Origin of the sequence: Pseudomonas sp. DCA-1, assembly GCF_046523955.1 — a bacterium.
GTDB classification, from domain to species: Bacteria; Pseudomonadota; Gammaproteobacteria; order Pseudomonadales; family Pseudomonadaceae; genus Aquipseudomonas; species Aquipseudomonas putida_Y.
This window is the reverse complement of the sequence record NZ_CP169881.1, coordinates 129677-144810: the sequence shown is the minus strand read 5'-3', so window position 1 is coordinate 144810 and position 15134 is coordinate 129677. Positions and strand designations below refer to the sequence as shown.

The 15134-nt window shown below is 53.1% G+C and carries 14 protein-coding genes and 1 pseudogene; 13 read left to right on the top strand and 2 right to left on the bottom strand.

All coding sequences use genetic code 11. The features are described 5' to 3' along the window. Positions 1-63 precede the first annotated feature (63 nt). Positions 64-648: a hypothetical protein gene (locus ACE4QZ_RS00715; protein ID WP_410480288.1), complete on the bottom strand. Its 585-nt coding sequence runs from the start codon at positions 646-648 to the stop codon at positions 64-66. A gap of 194 nt (positions 649-842) precedes the next feature. Between ACE4QZ_RS00715 and ACE4QZ_RS00710 the strand changes: the two genes are divergently transcribed. The 9 genes and pseudogenes from ACE4QZ_RS00710 to ACE4QZ_RS00670 all read left to right on the top strand — a co-directional run bounded on the left by ACE4QZ_RS00710 (position 843) and on the right by ACE4QZ_RS00670 (position 10553). Continuing rightward, a complete protein-coding gene (locus ACE4QZ_RS00710; protein WP_023383525.1) occupies positions 843-1988 on the top strand; it encodes a tyrosine-type recombinase/integrase in 1146 nt (381 codons plus the stop codon). Next, the gene (locus tag ACE4QZ_RS00705; RefSeq protein ID WP_410480287.1) at positions 1988-3472 is read left to right on the top strand and encodes a phage integrase SAM-like domain-containing protein; all 1485 of its coding nucleotides are present in this window, start codon (positions 1988-1990) and stop codon (positions 3470-3472) included. Before ACE4QZ_RS00710 ends, ACE4QZ_RS00705 begins: the two co-directional genes overlap by 1 nt. 24 nt (positions 3473-3496) lie before the next feature. Next, entirely contained in the window at positions 3497-4525 is a 1029-nt protein-coding gene (locus ACE4QZ_RS00700) for an IS30-like element ISPsp7 family transposase (protein ID WP_011911495.1), read from the top strand. Positions 4526-4555: 30 nt separating this feature from the next. After that, positions 4556-4783: pseudogene (locus ACE4QZ_RS00695) on the top strand (hypothetical protein); the annotation flags it as partial. Then, positions 4780-6624: an integrase gene (locus tag ACE4QZ_RS00690; protein WP_041925780.1), complete on the top strand. Its 1845-nt coding sequence runs from the start codon at positions 4780-4782 to the stop codon at positions 6622-6624. The pseudogene ACE4QZ_RS00695 and the gene ACE4QZ_RS00690, both read left to right, overlap by 4 nt. After that, positions 6621-7037, top strand: coding sequence for a hypothetical protein (locus ACE4QZ_RS00685; RefSeq protein WP_023383527.1), 417 nt, complete (start codon positions 6621-6623; stop codon positions 7035-7037). Before ACE4QZ_RS00690 ends, ACE4QZ_RS00685 begins: the two co-directional genes overlap by 4 nt. Before the next feature lie 877 nt (positions 7038-7914). Beyond that, positions 7915-9030 (top strand): alcohol dehydrogenase catalytic domain-containing protein, encoded by a 1116-nt coding sequence (locus tag ACE4QZ_RS00680; protein WP_023383528.1) that lies wholly within the window; start codon positions 7915-7917, stop codon positions 9028-9030. Positions 9031-9075: 45 nt separating this feature from the next. Next, positions 9076-9615 (top strand): cupin domain-containing protein, encoded by a 540-nt coding sequence (locus ACE4QZ_RS00675; RefSeq protein ID WP_023383529.1) that lies wholly within the window; start codon positions 9076-9078, stop codon positions 9613-9615. A gap of 20 nt (positions 9616-9635) precedes the next feature. Next, positions 9636-10553, top strand: coding sequence for a transporter (locus tag ACE4QZ_RS00670; RefSeq protein ID WP_238546573.1), 918 nt, complete (start codon positions 9636-9638; stop codon positions 10551-10553). Here the strand turns inward: ACE4QZ_RS00670 and ACE4QZ_RS00665 are convergent. Then, a complete protein-coding gene (locus tag ACE4QZ_RS00665) occupies positions 10548-11213 on the bottom strand; it encodes a GntR family transcriptional regulator (RefSeq protein WP_023383531.1) in 666 nt (221 codons plus the stop codon). The two genes, ACE4QZ_RS00670 and ACE4QZ_RS00665, sit on opposite strands and share 6 nt — an antisense overlap. A gap of 327 nt (positions 11214-11540) precedes the next feature. Here ACE4QZ_RS00665 and mhpB point away from each other — a divergent pair, with 327 nt between their 5' ends. The 4 genes from mhpB to ACE4QZ_RS00645 are packed head-to-tail and all read left to right on the top strand — an operon-like array spanning position 11541 to position 15123. Continuing rightward, complete coding sequence (gene mhpB / locus ACE4QZ_RS00660) at positions 11541-12485, top strand: 3-carboxyethylcatechol 2,3-dioxygenase (RefSeq protein WP_023383532.1); 945 nt, start codon at positions 11541-11543, stop codon at positions 12483-12485. A gap of 23 nt (positions 12486-12508) precedes the next feature. Next, entirely contained in the window at positions 12509-13366 is an 858-nt protein-coding gene (locus ACE4QZ_RS00655; protein WP_023383533.1) for an alpha/beta fold hydrolase, read from the top strand. An 11-nt stretch (positions 13367-13377) separates the two neighbouring features. After that, positions 13378-14172, top strand: coding sequence for a 2-keto-4-pentenoate hydratase (gene mhpD, locus ACE4QZ_RS00650; RefSeq protein WP_410480468.1), 795 nt, complete (start codon positions 13378-13380; stop codon positions 14170-14172). A gap of 12 nt (positions 14173-14184) precedes the next feature. Beyond that, a complete protein-coding gene (locus ACE4QZ_RS00645; RefSeq protein ID WP_023383535.1) occupies positions 14185-15123 on the top strand; it encodes an acetaldehyde dehydrogenase (acetylating) in 939 nt (312 codons plus the stop codon). Positions 15124-15134 lie beyond the last annotated feature (11 nt).

Sequence of the window (15134 nt, the reverse complement as noted above, 5' to 3'; positions counted from 1 at the left end):
GGGATGCCGCACACGCCTGTGCAAAACAGGCAAAAAAAACCCCCGTTTCCGGGGGGTGTAGCGTTAGAAGATGAACTCCTTCCTCAAGGTTTGTACCGCTGGTTTAGGTGCTGGCTGTCCAGTTTGCACGGTGGGGGATACCGATTGAGGCAAAGTCGCCGCCGGCAAGTTAGGCATCGTCAGGGGTGCATTGAGCTGATCACGAACAGTCACATGTTCTACAGAGGGTTTCCTGTAGACATCGATTTGGCTTTCAGTCAGGTCTACGCCGTGTGCTTTGAGCAAGGCGCGCCAGTCGACAGATCCTTTACGTGTGGAAAGGTGAACAGAGACACCTTCACTTTCATGTCGCTTGCGGCCTGGCGGCATCTGAGAGAGCAGCACAGCTCGGGCTGCTTCCTCTCGCGCTGTGGCTTCCTGAAATTGCCGGTTTGACAGCCGCCAGGCGGCCGCTGCGGCTTCCCATTCATCTGTACTCCATTTGCCTGTTTGGAGCCGGTGCCAGAAGTCGAGCTCGCCTTTAAGTATTTGATCGATCCGCTTCTGGTTACGCGGGACTTTGAGCAGCACGCCTTTAGACCCATCGAATGAGTAGTAGTGGGCGAAGCTGGCTTCAGCAACAAAGATCTGGTGCTGAACCTGGTCCACATACTCCGGTGGGACGATTCCTTTGAGAGCAAGCCCATGAGCTGTATCCCCTGGACATTTGATCTCGACCGGTATCCCCAGAAAGGATCCGGTACGTAGCAACCGTTACATCGTTGTGCTATTTGCATAATAGACCTTTTTGAGGGGGTGGGGAGCAGCGCCTCATCACGAGGCTAATGCACGGAGGGATGCAGATGGAGCTTGTATGGAGTACTGAGGATTTCTTGATCGCAGGGCGTCCTTACCCCGGGTTTCCCATTCTGCTTTGGGACTCAATGGCCAGTTGCACCGAGGCCAATCAGTTCCTTCGTCACTACCTGCTTCGCGGGAGCATAGGTTCGCGAAACTCTTGGCCCAATACCGGGCGAGCAATATTCGACTTTTTCAGTTTTTTGCAGGTGCATGAACTTGATTGGCGAGAAGTAGATCGCGGTGAGGCTAAGAGCCTTGTAGCTGCTTATCGAGATTATTGCTTGCACACATGCGGATTAGCGAAGACCACTACACGGCAACGCCTGACGTATATTTGCAGTTTCTACGAGTTCGCGCTTAAAAATGGCTGGGTAGAGCGCCTGCCATTTCATTATGAGGAGCGGTTTGTACAGCGCACTACGAGCTTCCTTCAGCATATTTCCGCCAAGGGCGGCAAGTCGCTAGTAAAAGATGTAATGCCCCGCCACCACAAGAATCTTCCGAAATTTTTAGGCATGAGCGAAATCAGGTCTCTTCTTTCTGCATCGGAAAATCAGCATCACCGAGTCATGATTAGGTTAGCACTACACACGGGCCTCCGCCGCAACGAACTTGCAACGTTCCCATTGACTTATATTTTCGATCCTGACAAGGCTAACCGAACCGAGCGAAATCTTCGTATTCGACTCGATCCTTACGACGGCAGCGGCATGGAAACCAAGGGTAACAAGGCGAGACATATACATTTCAGTCGGAAATTCATGAAAGAACTTCACCACTATGCCTCCAAAATTCGCGGAGAGCGAGCATCACTGAAAAACAACCAAAAGACATTACTTCTCAACCAGTTGGGGGAACCTTTTGGAAGCGACGGAAAAAGCTTAAATCGGATCATTGCCGATACTGGAAGGAAGGCCGGAATCAAAGTCAATACACATATGCTCCGACATACTTACGCAACTCACACCCTCGTGAATCTTCGGCGCAACCCTCAAAATGGAATTGATCCGCTAGTATTCCTTCAACGTCAACTTGGCCACAGTTCAGTTCAAACCACAATGGTTTACCTGCACCTTGTCAATGAAATGGTAGATGAGGCGATATTGGCATATGATGATGAGTTAAGCGAAATGACGGAAGACAATTAATGGGCAGGCGCAAAACATTCATTAGGACTGAACTGAGCACTCCAGAAGATGAGCGCGCTCTCGCCACAGAAAGAAAAACAATAATACCATCGGAATCTATCCCACCGAAAAATACCATAGTCAATTTCAAGCGTAACGCACTCGGCAGTCGAAGCTTTGATTTCACATCATGGTATGGCATCAAAATAGATACTATCACCTATGCGTGTCAACGCCAAATTGAGCGCTTTCTGGCGGGTCAAGACAACATCATATCGACCTCAACCATCAGTGCATACTGCCAGACTGGACTACGCAGCTTCCTAGATTATTGTTCCCTCAGGGCAAAGGCCATTAGACGAAAGCTAACACTCTCAGATATAGATAGAAATCTTATTGATGGTTACCTGCACTATCTAAAAAAACTACCTATTACAACCACATCCCAAAAAGCATATTACGCCAAAGCGAAGGCAGTACTCAGAGCACTTGGACTGCGTAAGGTATTCCCCCTCATCAGCACCGGCGACAATGCTACCTTTCCGAAAAATTCATTCCCCAACAACTCCCGAAAACACCAGAGCGCAACTGCATTATCAAAGCGAGAACGAAAGGATTTCACAAAAGCGCTACAAGAAGCCATTGGACCAATTTGGATGGTGGATGCCATTATTACAGCGAACCTTTTATCATTCGCACTACTAGCAATAGCACTCCATACTGGACGCAATACTACCCCCTTGCTGGAAATGGACCGCAACTGCTTGCACCCACATCCGAAAGAGAACACCGCATTCTTAGTTTTATGGAAGCGACGCGGCCATACCCACAGCAGAGTGGCTCTTAGGGTGAAAGCGAACACAAAACTTCGGCTTGAATCCATGTTCAGCGTGAAAAATAGCGTAGAAAATCTTATTCGTCGAGTTATGGCCCTGACAGAGCCACTAGATTCAGAGGCTCCGGATGAGTATAAGGGGCGTGTGTGGTTATATCGCAGTCGCGCCAACGCTTCAACCGGACAAGTCACAGCACTAACAAGTATGGCATTACACAAATCGATAGACCAACTTGTTAAAAACTACTCTCTTAAGGATAGTAACGGAAAACCACTGCGCATCAACATTTCGCGACTGCGGAAAACTTTCGCAAACCGCATCTTCGAACTGTCAAACGGAGATCTCTTAATCACAGCAGCTGCCCTCGGCAACACCCCACGCGTAACCGACCAAAACTATCTGGCGCCTGGAGAAGATAGTCAGCGAAACTGGCAATTCATGGGAGGTATATTAGTAAATGAATTACTGACCGCCACCATCGGTGCAACTTATAAGGAAACCCCTACCGGCCGCTGCGCTGACCCAGTCAATGGCCAATATGCCCCAAAGCGAGAAGGTGCGACTTGCATGAACTTCACGAGTTGCTTGCGCTGCAAACATTACGCAGTGACTTCTCAGGATCTATATAAATTATTCAGGGCGGCGGCAAAAACTGAGTGCAACACCTGACCTTTCCGGTACGGTGCTGCCCCTATGTCTTATACCGAACTCAGCGTTGAAGAGCGCGCCACCATTCAAATCGGTCGTACCCAAGGCTTCAGCCTGCGCAGGATTGCCTGCTTGATCAACCGATCCCCTTCGACCATCAGCCGTGAGCTGCGCCGTAACCGAGGTGCTTGCGGTGGCTACTCGGCCCGCCTGGCCCAGCAGCAAATGCAGGCCCGCCGCCAGGTTTGTCGACCGATGCGAAAACTGTTGCCGGGTAGCGAGCGCTTCGAACTGGTGACCCATATGCTGCGTGAGCGTTTGTCTCCCGAGCAGATTGCCGGCAAGCTGCGCAGCATGAACATACCCAACCTGCGAGATGCCTACGTCTGTCGCGAGACGATCTACAACGCGATCTATGCCCTGCCAGTGGGTGAGCTGCGTAAGGAGCTGATCATCTGTCTGCGCCAAGGCAAGACGACGCGCCGGCCGCGCTCTGGTGGCGTGGATCGGCGCGGCCAGATCCCCGAGATGGTCAGTATTCATGTGCGCCCGCCGGAGATTGAAGACAGGCTGATGCCGGGGCATTGGGAAGGCGACCTCATCAAGGGTAAGGCCAACGCCTCGTCCGTCGGTACGCTGGTGGAACGCACCAGTGGCTACCTGATGTTGGTGAAGATGAACGACGCGACGGCGACTTCGGCGCTGGAAGGCTTCAGCGCCGCGCTCAATAGCATGCCGCTGGAGATGCGCAAGAGCATGACTTACGACCAGGGCCGGGAGATGGCGCGACACGCCGAGATCACCCAAAGAACCGGCGTGGCGATCTACTTCTGCGACCCGCACAGCCCCTGGCAGCGCGGCAGCAACGAAAACATCAACGGCCTGATTCGCCAGTACTTGCCCAAGGGCACAGACCTGTCGGTACATAGCCAGGAGGAGCTGGACGCCATTGCGCTGCAACTGAACATGCGACCGCGCAAGCGCTTCGACTTCAAATGCCCCATCGAGGTGATGGGAGAGGTCATGCAAAATGCCATGGCAATGCGGCATGATGCTCCGGTTTCAATTCAATAACCGTGTTGCACTCAGCTCCTGCAACCGCCCAGCTTCTACTTTCGGGTTCTAGCAGAACGCTCACGAATGGACAAACGCCGCTGGACCCGAGATTACAGTCATATTCCTCGCTTGATTGACGACTATATCGTTGCTGAAGGATTGCGCCGTAAAATCTTTAAAGCCTCGATGGTTGATGCCACACGTGAGCGCGCTAGGTCTCAACCGCACCCGTTCTGGTCAGTAGACCTTATTGGAAGCCTGGAGATTTTCTCATGAGCCACTCCACCCTGGATGTGATCGAAGTTCAATCCTTCCCCGGCCAGCCTATCGATACACTTGGGCTACTTGAATCGGAACGCGATAGTCTAATCATAGCCGCAACCAAAATAAATGGACAGTGGACCACAATTAGCCGGTACGGAGATAACATCTGGCATCTACGTGACCAGCCAAGCAATGTCCCTGACAGCAGGAGGAAAATAAACTTTGACAACGTGCCATTAGCTTTCCGCGCAGTAATGAAAGCGATGATGTACCGGCACATAATGCGGGGTCGTATCGGTTCAGCGCGACCCAAGGGCGGCACAACACGGGTCGCCTTTGAGCACTCACTCCCATTCTTTCGATACTTGGAAAAACTTAAGATCTCCAAGCTATCCGAAATATCACCTATAATCACCCAAAACTATGCCACCACTTACAAAGATCGCAATGCAAATTCGGGATTCTTCACATCGGTTGAAGTCATCTACGAACTAAGCCAGTTTACTGACCAACCAATGCCACAGCATCCATGGCCCGACACCTCCGCATTCATACTATCAGGCAGCGGAGGAAAATCTCGCGGAGGCGCAACTCCGCTCATCCCAGATGATGTATTTTGCACACTCTTCTCGCATGCGTATCAGCAATTAGAAAACAGCAAACTAATACTTGATCTCCGTGACGAACTTGATGTCTTGGCAGTAGAGTGGAAGGGTAGTACTCACGGAGGTCTCAATCTTGCTAAGACACGGTACCTGAAGGCTAAAGGTTGGAGCGGCGGAATAATGAGGCTGTCGAAATCGCTAAACAGTCTACGCACCGCCTGTTACATTGTGCTTGCAAGCACTTCAGGCTGTCGAAATCATGAGTTATGTAATTTGCAGATAGGTGCGCATCACTGCACCGAGGACGATGAAGGTACGATATATCATTGGATGCGCTCCAAATCCGAGAAAACTGATGCAGGGATAATTAAATGGATGATCCCAGAAGTAGGCGTACTTGCCCTGCGCGCCATGGAACGCTGGTCCACGCCTTACCGCGCATTGATTGCCGAGGAAATTATTCGGCTATATCGTATCAACCCACACCACGCGCAAATCGCTGAGGCAGAGAAGCACCGAAACTCGCTATTTCTGAGCATCGACAGGACTGGAAAATTGAGAGTTCGCACACTTACCCTCGCAGGTTGGCAAAAAAACCTACAAGCATTCGCCAAAAATTGCGGACTTAGCTGGAACCTTACCAGCCATCAATTTCGTCGTAAGTTCGCAAACTACGTCGCGCACAGCAAATTTGGCGACTTACGCTATCTCAAGGAGCATTTTGCTCATTGGTCCTTAGATATGTCCTTGGGTTATGCGATGGATGATACCTGGGGACAGCATCTGGATCTTGACCTTTATGACGAAATTCAAGACGAACTGGTAGATATAAAAATCACCACTGTAAGTGGCTGGATAGAGGGTGAGAGCCTGGCAGGAGGATACGGATTGGCTATTAAAAAATGGAAGAGGGAACCACATAATTTACTGATATTTAAAGACCATGCTGCGATGATCAAATCCATCGCTGAAAGCACTTGCATCCGCAGCAATGGACATGCATGGTGCACTGCAGATAGTGATGCCTGCATCGGCAACACCATTGAGCGCACTCGCTGTAGTGGTTGTGATCATTCGGTCATCGGACCGTCTCATGCGCCGATGTACCAGCGTCTTTATAATGATCTCAAAGATTTGAGAAACTGCACTGACATTGGCGAGTCTGGTCGCCGACGTGTAGAGCGCGACCTTAGCCGCAGCCAAGAAGTATTAACCCAACTCGGAATGCCACAGGATCTGATTTCGTGAAGCCTAAGACGAAGGCTGTTAACAATTACAAGCCGGCTGCGGATCGTGAAAAGGATCTGAAGCTAGCCCTCAGTCGTATCCAAAAGGGTCGCGCCCACACTGGCGAGACCAAGCTCAGTATCGCGGCAGTAGCTCGCGAGGCGGGCGTCTCAACAGCGTTAATTCACAACCAGTACCCCAAAATTGCGGAGGCGATCCGCGATGCTCAAGGGCGCTCAAGCCGTGCTACACGTGATTCAAAACATCAAGAGTTGACTGCCGAACGTAATAAAGGCGCTGCATATCGCTCAGAAATAGCGGAGCTTCGGGCAAAAATAGCACGACTAGCATCACTCAATGAGGTGTTGCTGGAAGAGAACCTTGTGCTCAAAGCTAAGCTAAAGGACATGAAGGTCATCGAAATTGGGAGATGAGCTCAACCCACATTTTTGAGCACTGTCAATTTCAAGGTGACGGCAGACGCCCACCTTACCAACCGCTGCCGGACCTCAGAAGGCCCATCTGGTGAGCAGCCCTACACGGAGAATCGTGTGTCCCGCGTCGCTGAACCCCGTCTACTCGAACCACAGCTTGCTGAACGAGTACAGCTTTGCGCTGCGCCAGGACATCGAGATACTCGATCCAAAACCACTCGCGATGGTTGTCAGCGCGACGACCAGCTCATAATTCCATCAGGACGATCCTGCTTTAAGAGGCACCCACGAGGCCCCTTTAGGGCAGCGGTGTAAACCTGTTTTTTTCACTGTAAACCACTGTGGTTTACAGTGAAAAAAACTAGTTTACAAGGCCCTACTGGCGGGGCTTTCCGGCGATTCGACTCCTACCAGAGCACTCAAATTCACACCACTTTCTCCTCCCCTAGCTGATTGGTGCTGAGACAGAGCCGGTCATCGCTGTTACGCCGCGTCTTCTCCAACCCCAGCTCAGCGCCTAGCTAGGAATTACTCTGGCACCTGACTACGTCATCAGCAGGTCTAGGCGTTGTAAAGTCCCAGCCCAGGTATTCTTCCATCTGTCGAAATGCCTCTTGCATGCTAGCATTCCAGTGGGGCATGATAAATCCATAACTACAAACAAGCGGTGCCCATCATGGTCAGCATTGCGTGCAAAGACTCATCGCCCTTCTTGTCACGCCGGCATGTGACGAGATCCTCCAATGGCTGCCATCGAGGCAACCTTCTCCGACTCGTTTTCCCAGACAGATAAACCCTTTCGCTATCGCGAGCTGGAGGGGTTCCCTGCTGTTCAGTGCCCACGGCCTCTGGCCCAATGAAAATAAGGAAAATAGAAATGAGCATGATGAAAGCTGCCCGCCTTCATAAGGTTGGTCCGACCTTCCAACTCGACTCGATCGAGGTCCCTAGACCCCGTGCACATGACGTGGTGGTAGAGGTGAAGGCTTGCAACTTGGTACCTAACCTTCGCAATGTCATCGAGAGCTACTCCACTTGGTTCCCCTACCTCCCGCTTCCGAAGCTGCCGGCGGTTTACGGTTTGGATGCTGCCGGCATCGTCAAAGAAGTGGGAGAAGGCGTGCACGGCATCAAAGTCGGAGACCGCGTGTACGTGAACCCCGGCCGTAGCTGCGGCTCCTGTCATGCCTGCCTGCGTGGTCAGCACATCAATTGCACCGCATTCACCTTCCAGGGCTACTTCGGGTTTGGCCCAGGCTCGCAAGAAATCTTCGAAGACTACCCCTACGGCGGATTGTGCCAATACATGACCGCGCCAGCGTCGGGCTTGGTCAAGCTCCCTGAAGCGATATCCTTCGAGCAAGGATGTCGCTTTGGCTATCTCGGCACAGCCTATTCGGCCCTTCGAAAAGCAGGCGTGTGTTCAGGTCAGTCTGTGCTGATCAGTGGCGCCACCGGAACGCTAGGACTTGGGGCCGTCCTGCTTGCCCTGGCCATGGGTGCTACAAAAATCTTCGCGATGGCCCGAAACCGCCAGTTGCTGGAGCGCGTACGCGCTCTCGCCCCAGATCGCATTTTCACGATTTCCGTCGGCGATGAGCCACTGGGTGATTGGGTTCGGAAGCACACCGATGAGCTCGGTGCTGACGTCTTCATCGATGCGGTTGGCCCGGGCGCTCCTCATGAACTTACCGTTGAGGCGATTGGTGCGCTTCGCCGCGGCGGCCGCATGGTGGATATCGGCGGTATGTCTGAAGATCTACCGGTCCCCATGTTCAAACTCATGTGCTTTCAGATCAGCGTGATCGGCTCCCTCTGGTTCACTGTGGCAGAAGGTCAGGACATGGCCGAAATGGCTGCCGCTGGCACCTTGGACCTATCGGTATTCGACCAGGAAGTATTCGCCATCGAACAGGTCAACGAGGCAATGGATGCAATAGCAGACCGCAAAGGCGGTTTCACCAACGTTGTAATCAATCCCAGCCTGGCCTGAACAGCAGTGCCGCTCGATCGAGCGGAGCTCAATCGGAGACCGAACATGAAAGTGAGACGAGTGGTTGCAGGTACGCAGAATGGTAAAGCTGTGTTCCTATCCGACGGTTTAGCGCCTCAGACCTATGAATACAAAAAGGTTCCGGGATTCGCTACTTCTTTAATTTGGCACACGGTGGCGTCTCCGACCGTTCCTGAAGCATTTGACGACCCAGTTCAAGCCACCTCTTCCCTGCTGCCTCAGCCTGGAGAAACAAAGTGTCTGGCGGTGAGTTTCCCGCCTGACTCAATCTTCCAGTCCTCGGATTTCAATCCCGAGGAGGCTCATGCTGAGCAGCAACGCCACCTACTCGGACTGTATGAATGCTTCGATCCTGAGCGACCAGGTATGCACGCTTCTCCCACAATCGACTACGGCATTGTGGTCAAAGGCCCTCTCGTTCTCGAACTGGACGACGGCCAGATAAGGGAGCTTGCGAGCGGAGACGTCGTGGTGCAGCAAGGCAATATCCATGCTTGGAGAAACCCTGGCACCGAACCTGCGATGGTTACGTTCGTTCTTATTGGGGCCCATGCCAAGCTGTAAAACTACATAGGATAATAACAATGAAAAGTTATGTAACACGCGCTGGCGTTGCCAGCGCGCTTGGATGCTCTTTGCTCGTTTCTTCGCTCTGTTACGGAACTGAAAATGGAGATACCGTTTGGCCGCTAGGTGTACAGACCGTTCTTCCGGCGATCTTGCCTCCCCCAGGTGAAACCTCTTTGTACAGCTATACCGCCTACTACAAGGCGGACAGCTTCAAAGATAATAGCGGCAAATCCTCTGTACCCGGATTCAGCTTGGAAAACTTTGTTCAAGCCATTCGAGTAGTGCATACATGGGACGTGAAATTCGATAGCGGCGTTACACTCAGCAGTGGAATTATCGGTTCAGCGAACAAGATCAAGGTTGAGGCATTCGGAAATAGTGATACAGACTCCGGCTTCAGGCAGCTGTACCTTACCCCTCTGTATGTCGGCTACTCGCCTTCCGAAAAATTGCACTTGCTAACGGGATTCAGTGCCTTTGTCCCGTTGGGACACTATGACGGTAATAAGTTAGCGAATAGCCCGCCAGGCTATGCGAGCTATACCCAGGAATTTGACCTAACCTGGTTCCCCCACCCTAACTGGGAGGTCTCAATTGCACCGACCTTCACCATCAATGCGAAGAACGACGAGACCGACTATCGATCGGGCAACGTGTTCAACGTCGACTACCTGCTTGGCTACAGGCTGCAGTCCAATCCCAAGGTTCAGCTGGGTTTGGTGGGATATTACACCAAGCAGGTCACCGATGATCGCTACGACCATGGTGACCTCGATGATGGGAACCGGCTGAGTAAATTCGCCGTTGGCCCCCAAATCTTCTATGCGTTTGATCAGAAGTCAGGGGTCGTGCTCAAGTGGATGCGTGAGACCGCGGCCAAGAACGGCCCCAAAGGCGACTCTGTATGGCTTGAGTTCGCGTTCCCGCTATGAGGCTAGCTTCTCAGCCTCAGGCATTTTAGATACGACATCCTTCGCCACACTGTGAATATGGCTCGCAGCCGCATTGGCTGCAGCCTTTTTGTTCCTGGTTTTCAGCGCTGCAAGAATCTCATCATGCTCATCAGTAGCAGCTCCCAAGTGCACTTGGAAGCCGCAGGTTTGTACGATGAAAAAGTCGGATAGCTCAAAATTTGCTACTTGGCGTGACGAGAGTATTGGCGATTTCGCCATTGAGTGCAGCACGCGATGGAATTCAACGTTCAAATTGCGATAACTGTCGGCAGCATCGCTGTGAGCTGGATTGATGCTTCTAATTTTGTCGTTGATCTCGGACATCCGCAGCACATCATCAGGGGAGCCACGCTCAGCAGCAAGCCCGGCGATAAGCGCTTCGTTGTTCGCAAACATTTGATAGAAATCATCAACTTCCAAACGTGTAGGGTGCACAACCTCACATCCAACCTGGGCCGTGATCACTACAAAGCCCCTTTCCTGCAGGCTGTTCAGTGCGGTCATGATTGGCTGACGACTGACACCGGTCTCTTCGCCAATTTCTTTTACGAGGATCTTTTCGCCGAACGCATACCTACGATTCAGCAGCCGCTCCAAAATGTGCTGGTAAATAGCGGTCTTCTTGTTTGCCACTTGCATCGATGTGGTTTTCCTAGGGCTGAGTGCGCGGTTCAACATTTCGCTAACTGGCTTGCATACTAGCATTTCGGATAGTAAACCAGATTTTTGCAACCATCGCTTCGTCATCCGTCGCAACCCAGTTCCCATGGTGAGGATCCATTTCGACGATGAGCGGGCATCGTCAAGCTTGCATGCTAGCATTCTAGCGTGCATGATGATCAGGCAGACAAAAACAAATCTACCTGCATGGCGCTGCCCCTCTGCCGTAAGGCATTGAGGAAAGCGCTCATGCCGTCCCAGTGCGAGGCGGCCGGCACTGGGGCACGACGTAAAGGTTTCGTATCGATGAACGCTTACCTGCATTGCCTATCGCACACACCCCTCATTGGGCATTTCGATCCGCCCAAAAACGTGCTCGATGAAGTGGATGAGGTGGTCCGCGCTGCCCGTGCACGCATCGCCGCTTTCGATCCTGAGCTCGTGGTGCTTTTCGCTCCAGACCATTACAACGGATTCTTCTACGATGTCATGCCCCCTTTCTGCCTGGGCATGGCCGCTGAAGCCATCGGCGATTTCGGCTCGCTCGCCGGCACCCTTTCTGTCCCCAAATCCATCGCGGAAGCTTGCGCTGAATCTCTGCTGAGCAATGGCATCGACATGCCAGTTTCGTATCGCATGCAGGTCGACCACGGCTTCGCTCAACCGCTCGAATTCCTTCTTGGCGGTTTGGACAAATATCCGGTCTTGCCGATCTTCGTGAACTGCGTGGCCCCGCCTCTACCTTCCTTCGAGCGGGTCAGATTGATGGGTGAAGCGGTTGGTAGATTCACCCGCACTCTGAACAAGCGGGTGCTGTTCCTGGGATCCGGAGGCCTTTCACACCAACCGCCAGTTCCAGAGCTAGCCAAAGTCGATGACCGGATGGCTGATCGGCTCATGGGCAGTGGACGCAATCTGCCAGAAGACGAGCGCACCGCCCGCACTCAACGAGTGGTCATCGCAGCTGAGCGGTTTGTCGAAGACCAGAACACCCTGCATCCGCTGAATCCCGAGTGGGATCAGTACTTCCTGGACGTTGTTGAGCAGGACCTTTTGAGCGACCTGGATCACCTCCCCAACGCACATCTATCCGAATTGGCCGGTAAATCCACGCATGAGGTCAAGGCCTGGGTCGCAGCCTTCTCAGCGCTCGCTGCCCACGGCGCATACACCGCGACAGATCGCTATTACCGAGAGATCCCAGAGTGGATCGCAGGCTTCGGCTCAATCAGTGCGCACTCTCAGCGCTAACACACCTTCACGGAGATTCAATCGTGACTGCAATTACTGAAAAAGGCACCAGCAAATTCGTTCGCATCCAAGACGGCGAGCTGGATCTGAATATTCATTACAACGACTGCGGTGAAGGCAAAGAAACGGTTGTCATGCTGCACGGTTCTGGCCCTGGTGCGAGCGGCTGGGCCAACTTCAATCGCAACATCGAGCCGCTTGTAGAGGCTGGCTTCCGGGTCATCCTCATGGACTGCCCTGGCTGGAGTAAAAGTGATTCGATCGTCAGCACCGGCTCTCGCTCCGATCTCAATGCCCGCGTTCTGAAAGGATTGGTCGATAAGCTTGACCTAGACAAGGTGCACTTGCTCGGCAATTCCATGGGTGGCCATACAGCCGTAGCTTTCACGCTGACCTGGCCTGAGCGCGTAGGCAAACTCGTGCTTATGGGCGGTGGCACCGGTGGGGTCAGCCCATTCGTATCAATGCCGACTGAAGGCATCAAATTGCTCAACGGTCTGTACCGCGAGCCAACGATCGAAAACCTCAAGAAGATGATGAACATCTTCGTCTACGACACCAGCGACCTCACCGAGGAACTGTTCCAAGCGCGCCTGGACAACATGTTGGCTCGAAAAGACCACCTCGAAAACTTCACCGCGAGCCTCGCTGCGAACCTCAAGCAGTTCCCTGACTTCAGCCATCGCCTCGGCGAGATTCAGGCCGAGACCCTCGTAGTTTGGGGTCGCAATGACCGCTTTGTGCCGATGGACACCGGTCTGCGCCTGGTTGCCGGCATTCCCAACTCACAACTGCATGTCTTCAACAAATGCGGCCACTGGGCCCAATGGGAACACGCGGACACGTTCAACCGCATGGTTCTCGACTTCCTCACCCACTGATCGAGGTCACGATGAACATCACACAAGAGACCCTTGAGCGCTTGGCGGCAGATCTGCGCAGAGCTGAAGGAAAGGGCGAGCCAGTTGGACCACTGCGTGACGTCATCGGCGCCACAAACGTGGAAAGTGCCTATGCGATTCAACGCTTGAACCAAGCCTACGCCATCGCCAATGGACAACGCCTGGTTGGCCGCAAGATCGGTATGACCAATCCCAAAGTCCAGGCCCAGTTGGGCGTAGACCAGCCGGACTTCGGATGCCTGTTCGCTGACATGGCTTACGGCGACAACGAAGTGGTTCCGTTCGAACGTGTTCTGCAGCCCAAAATCGAGGCAGAAATTGCACTGGTTCTGGAACGCGACCTCCCTAGCGCTTCCACAACCTTCGCAGATGTCATCGCTGCTACCGGCTGGGTACTCCCGGCGCTTGAAATTGTCGGCAGCCGCATTGAGGGCTGGAACATCAAGTTCGCCGACACCGTAGCAGACAACGCATCAAGCGGATGCTTTGTGCTCGGTGGTCCTGCACAGCGCATCGACGGGCTTGACCTGCGGGGTGCAACGATGCGCCTCTCGAAAAACGGTGAACTTGTCAGCTCCGGAAGTGGCGCTGAATGCCTGGGTAACCCGCTGAACGCGGCCGTTTGGCTCGCCCGCACAATGGCTGAGTTTGGTGAGCCACTGAAAGCAGGTGACATCATCCTCACCGGTGCATTAGGGCCGATGGTTGGCGTAAGCCCAGGTGATCATTTTGAAGCCGAGATCGATGGCCTTGGCCGAGTCGGCGTGTCGTTCAGTGTCGAGTGATGGAGATCTAAAATGACAACAAAACGCAAAGTCGCCATCGTCGGCTCCGGAAACATCGGCACCGACTTAATGATCAAGATTCTGCGCAATTCCAAGCACCTGGAAATGGCCGTGATGGTTGGTATCGACCCTGCATCTGATGGCCTGGCCCGCGCAGGCCGAATGGGCGTGGCTATCACTCACGAAGGGGTCGCCGGCCTGATCAAAATGCCAGAGTTTGCTGACATCGATTTCGTCTTTGATGCAACCAGCGCCGGTGCTCACGTCAAAAACGACGCCATGCTGCGTGAGTGCAAACCGGGCATCCGTGTGATCGACCTTACTCCGGCAGCTATCGGCCCATACTGTGTGCCGGTGGTGAACCTCGAAGAACACGTCAACGCGCAGAACCTGAACATGGTCACGTGCGGCGGGCAAGCAACTATTCCGATGGTCGCTGCAGTATCGCGTGTTGCCAAAGTGCATTACGCAGAGATCGTCGCATCAATTGCCTCCAAATCGGCAGGCCCTGGCACCCGTGCGAACATCGACGAGTTCACTGAAACCACCTCGAAAGCCATCGAAGTAATTGGCGGCGCAGCCAAAGGTAAAGCCATCATCATCATGAACCCGGCTGAGCCTCCTCTGATGATGCGCGACACCGTCTACGTGTTGTCTGAAGCAGCGGACCAAGATCAGGTTGAGGCCTCCATTGAAGAAATGGTTGCCGCAGTGAATGCGTATGTCCCCGGCTACCGCCTCAAGCAGAAAGTGCAGTTTGAAGTCATCCCTGAATCTGCCCCACTGAACATTCCCGGCCAAGGAAAATTCAGTGGCCTGAAGACCTCTGTGTTCCTGGAGGTCGAGGGTGCTGCCCATTACTTGCCATCGTACGCAGGCAATCTCGACATCATGACTTCTGCTGCGTTGGCTACCGCCGAGCGCATGGTGCAGTCGATGAGCCAAGCCTGAGGAGCGCAGAT

Bases quoted from the DNA above. Each gene is read 5' to 3' on its own strand.
- ACE4QZ_RS00710 (WP_023383525.1), top strand. From the start codon at position 843: ATGGAGCTTGTATGGAGTACTGAGGATTTCTTGATCGCAGGGCGTCCT.
- ACE4QZ_RS00705 (WP_410480287.1), top strand. From the start codon at position 1,988: ATGGGCAGGCGCAAAACATTCATTAGGACTGAACTGAGCACTCCAGAA.
- ACE4QZ_RS00700 (WP_011911495.1), top strand. From the start codon at position 3,497: ATGTCTTATACCGAACTCAGCGTTGAAGAGCGCGCCACCATTCAAATC.
- ACE4QZ_RS00690 (WP_041925780.1), top strand. From the start codon at position 4,780: ATGAGCCACTCCACCCTGGATGTGATCGAAGTTCAATCCTTCCCCGGC.
- ACE4QZ_RS00680 (WP_023383528.1), top strand. From the start codon at position 7,915: ATGAGCATGATGAAAGCTGCCCGCCTTCATAAGGTTGGTCCGACCTTC.
- ACE4QZ_RS00675 (WP_023383529.1), top strand. From the start codon at position 9,076: ATGAAAGTGAGACGAGTGGTTGCAGGTACGCAGAATGGTAAAGCTGTG.
- ACE4QZ_RS00670 (WP_238546573.1), top strand. From the start codon at position 9,636: ATGAAAAGTTATGTAACACGCGCTGGCGTTGCCAGCGCGCTTGGATGC.
- ACE4QZ_RS00665 (WP_023383531.1), bottom strand. From the start codon at position 11,213: ATGCAAGTGGCAAACAAGAAGACCGCTATTTACCAGCACATTTTGGAG.
- mhpB (WP_023383532.1), top strand. From the start codon at position 11,541: ATGAACGCTTACCTGCATTGCCTATCGCACACACCCCTCATTGGGCAT.
- mhpD (WP_410480468.1), top strand. From the start codon at position 13,378: ATGAACATCACACAAGAGACCCTTGAGCGCTTGGCGGCAGATCTGCGC.
- ACE4QZ_RS00645 (WP_023383535.1), top strand. From the start codon at position 14,185: ATGACAACAAAACGCAAAGTCGCCATCGTCGGCTCCGGAAACATCGGC.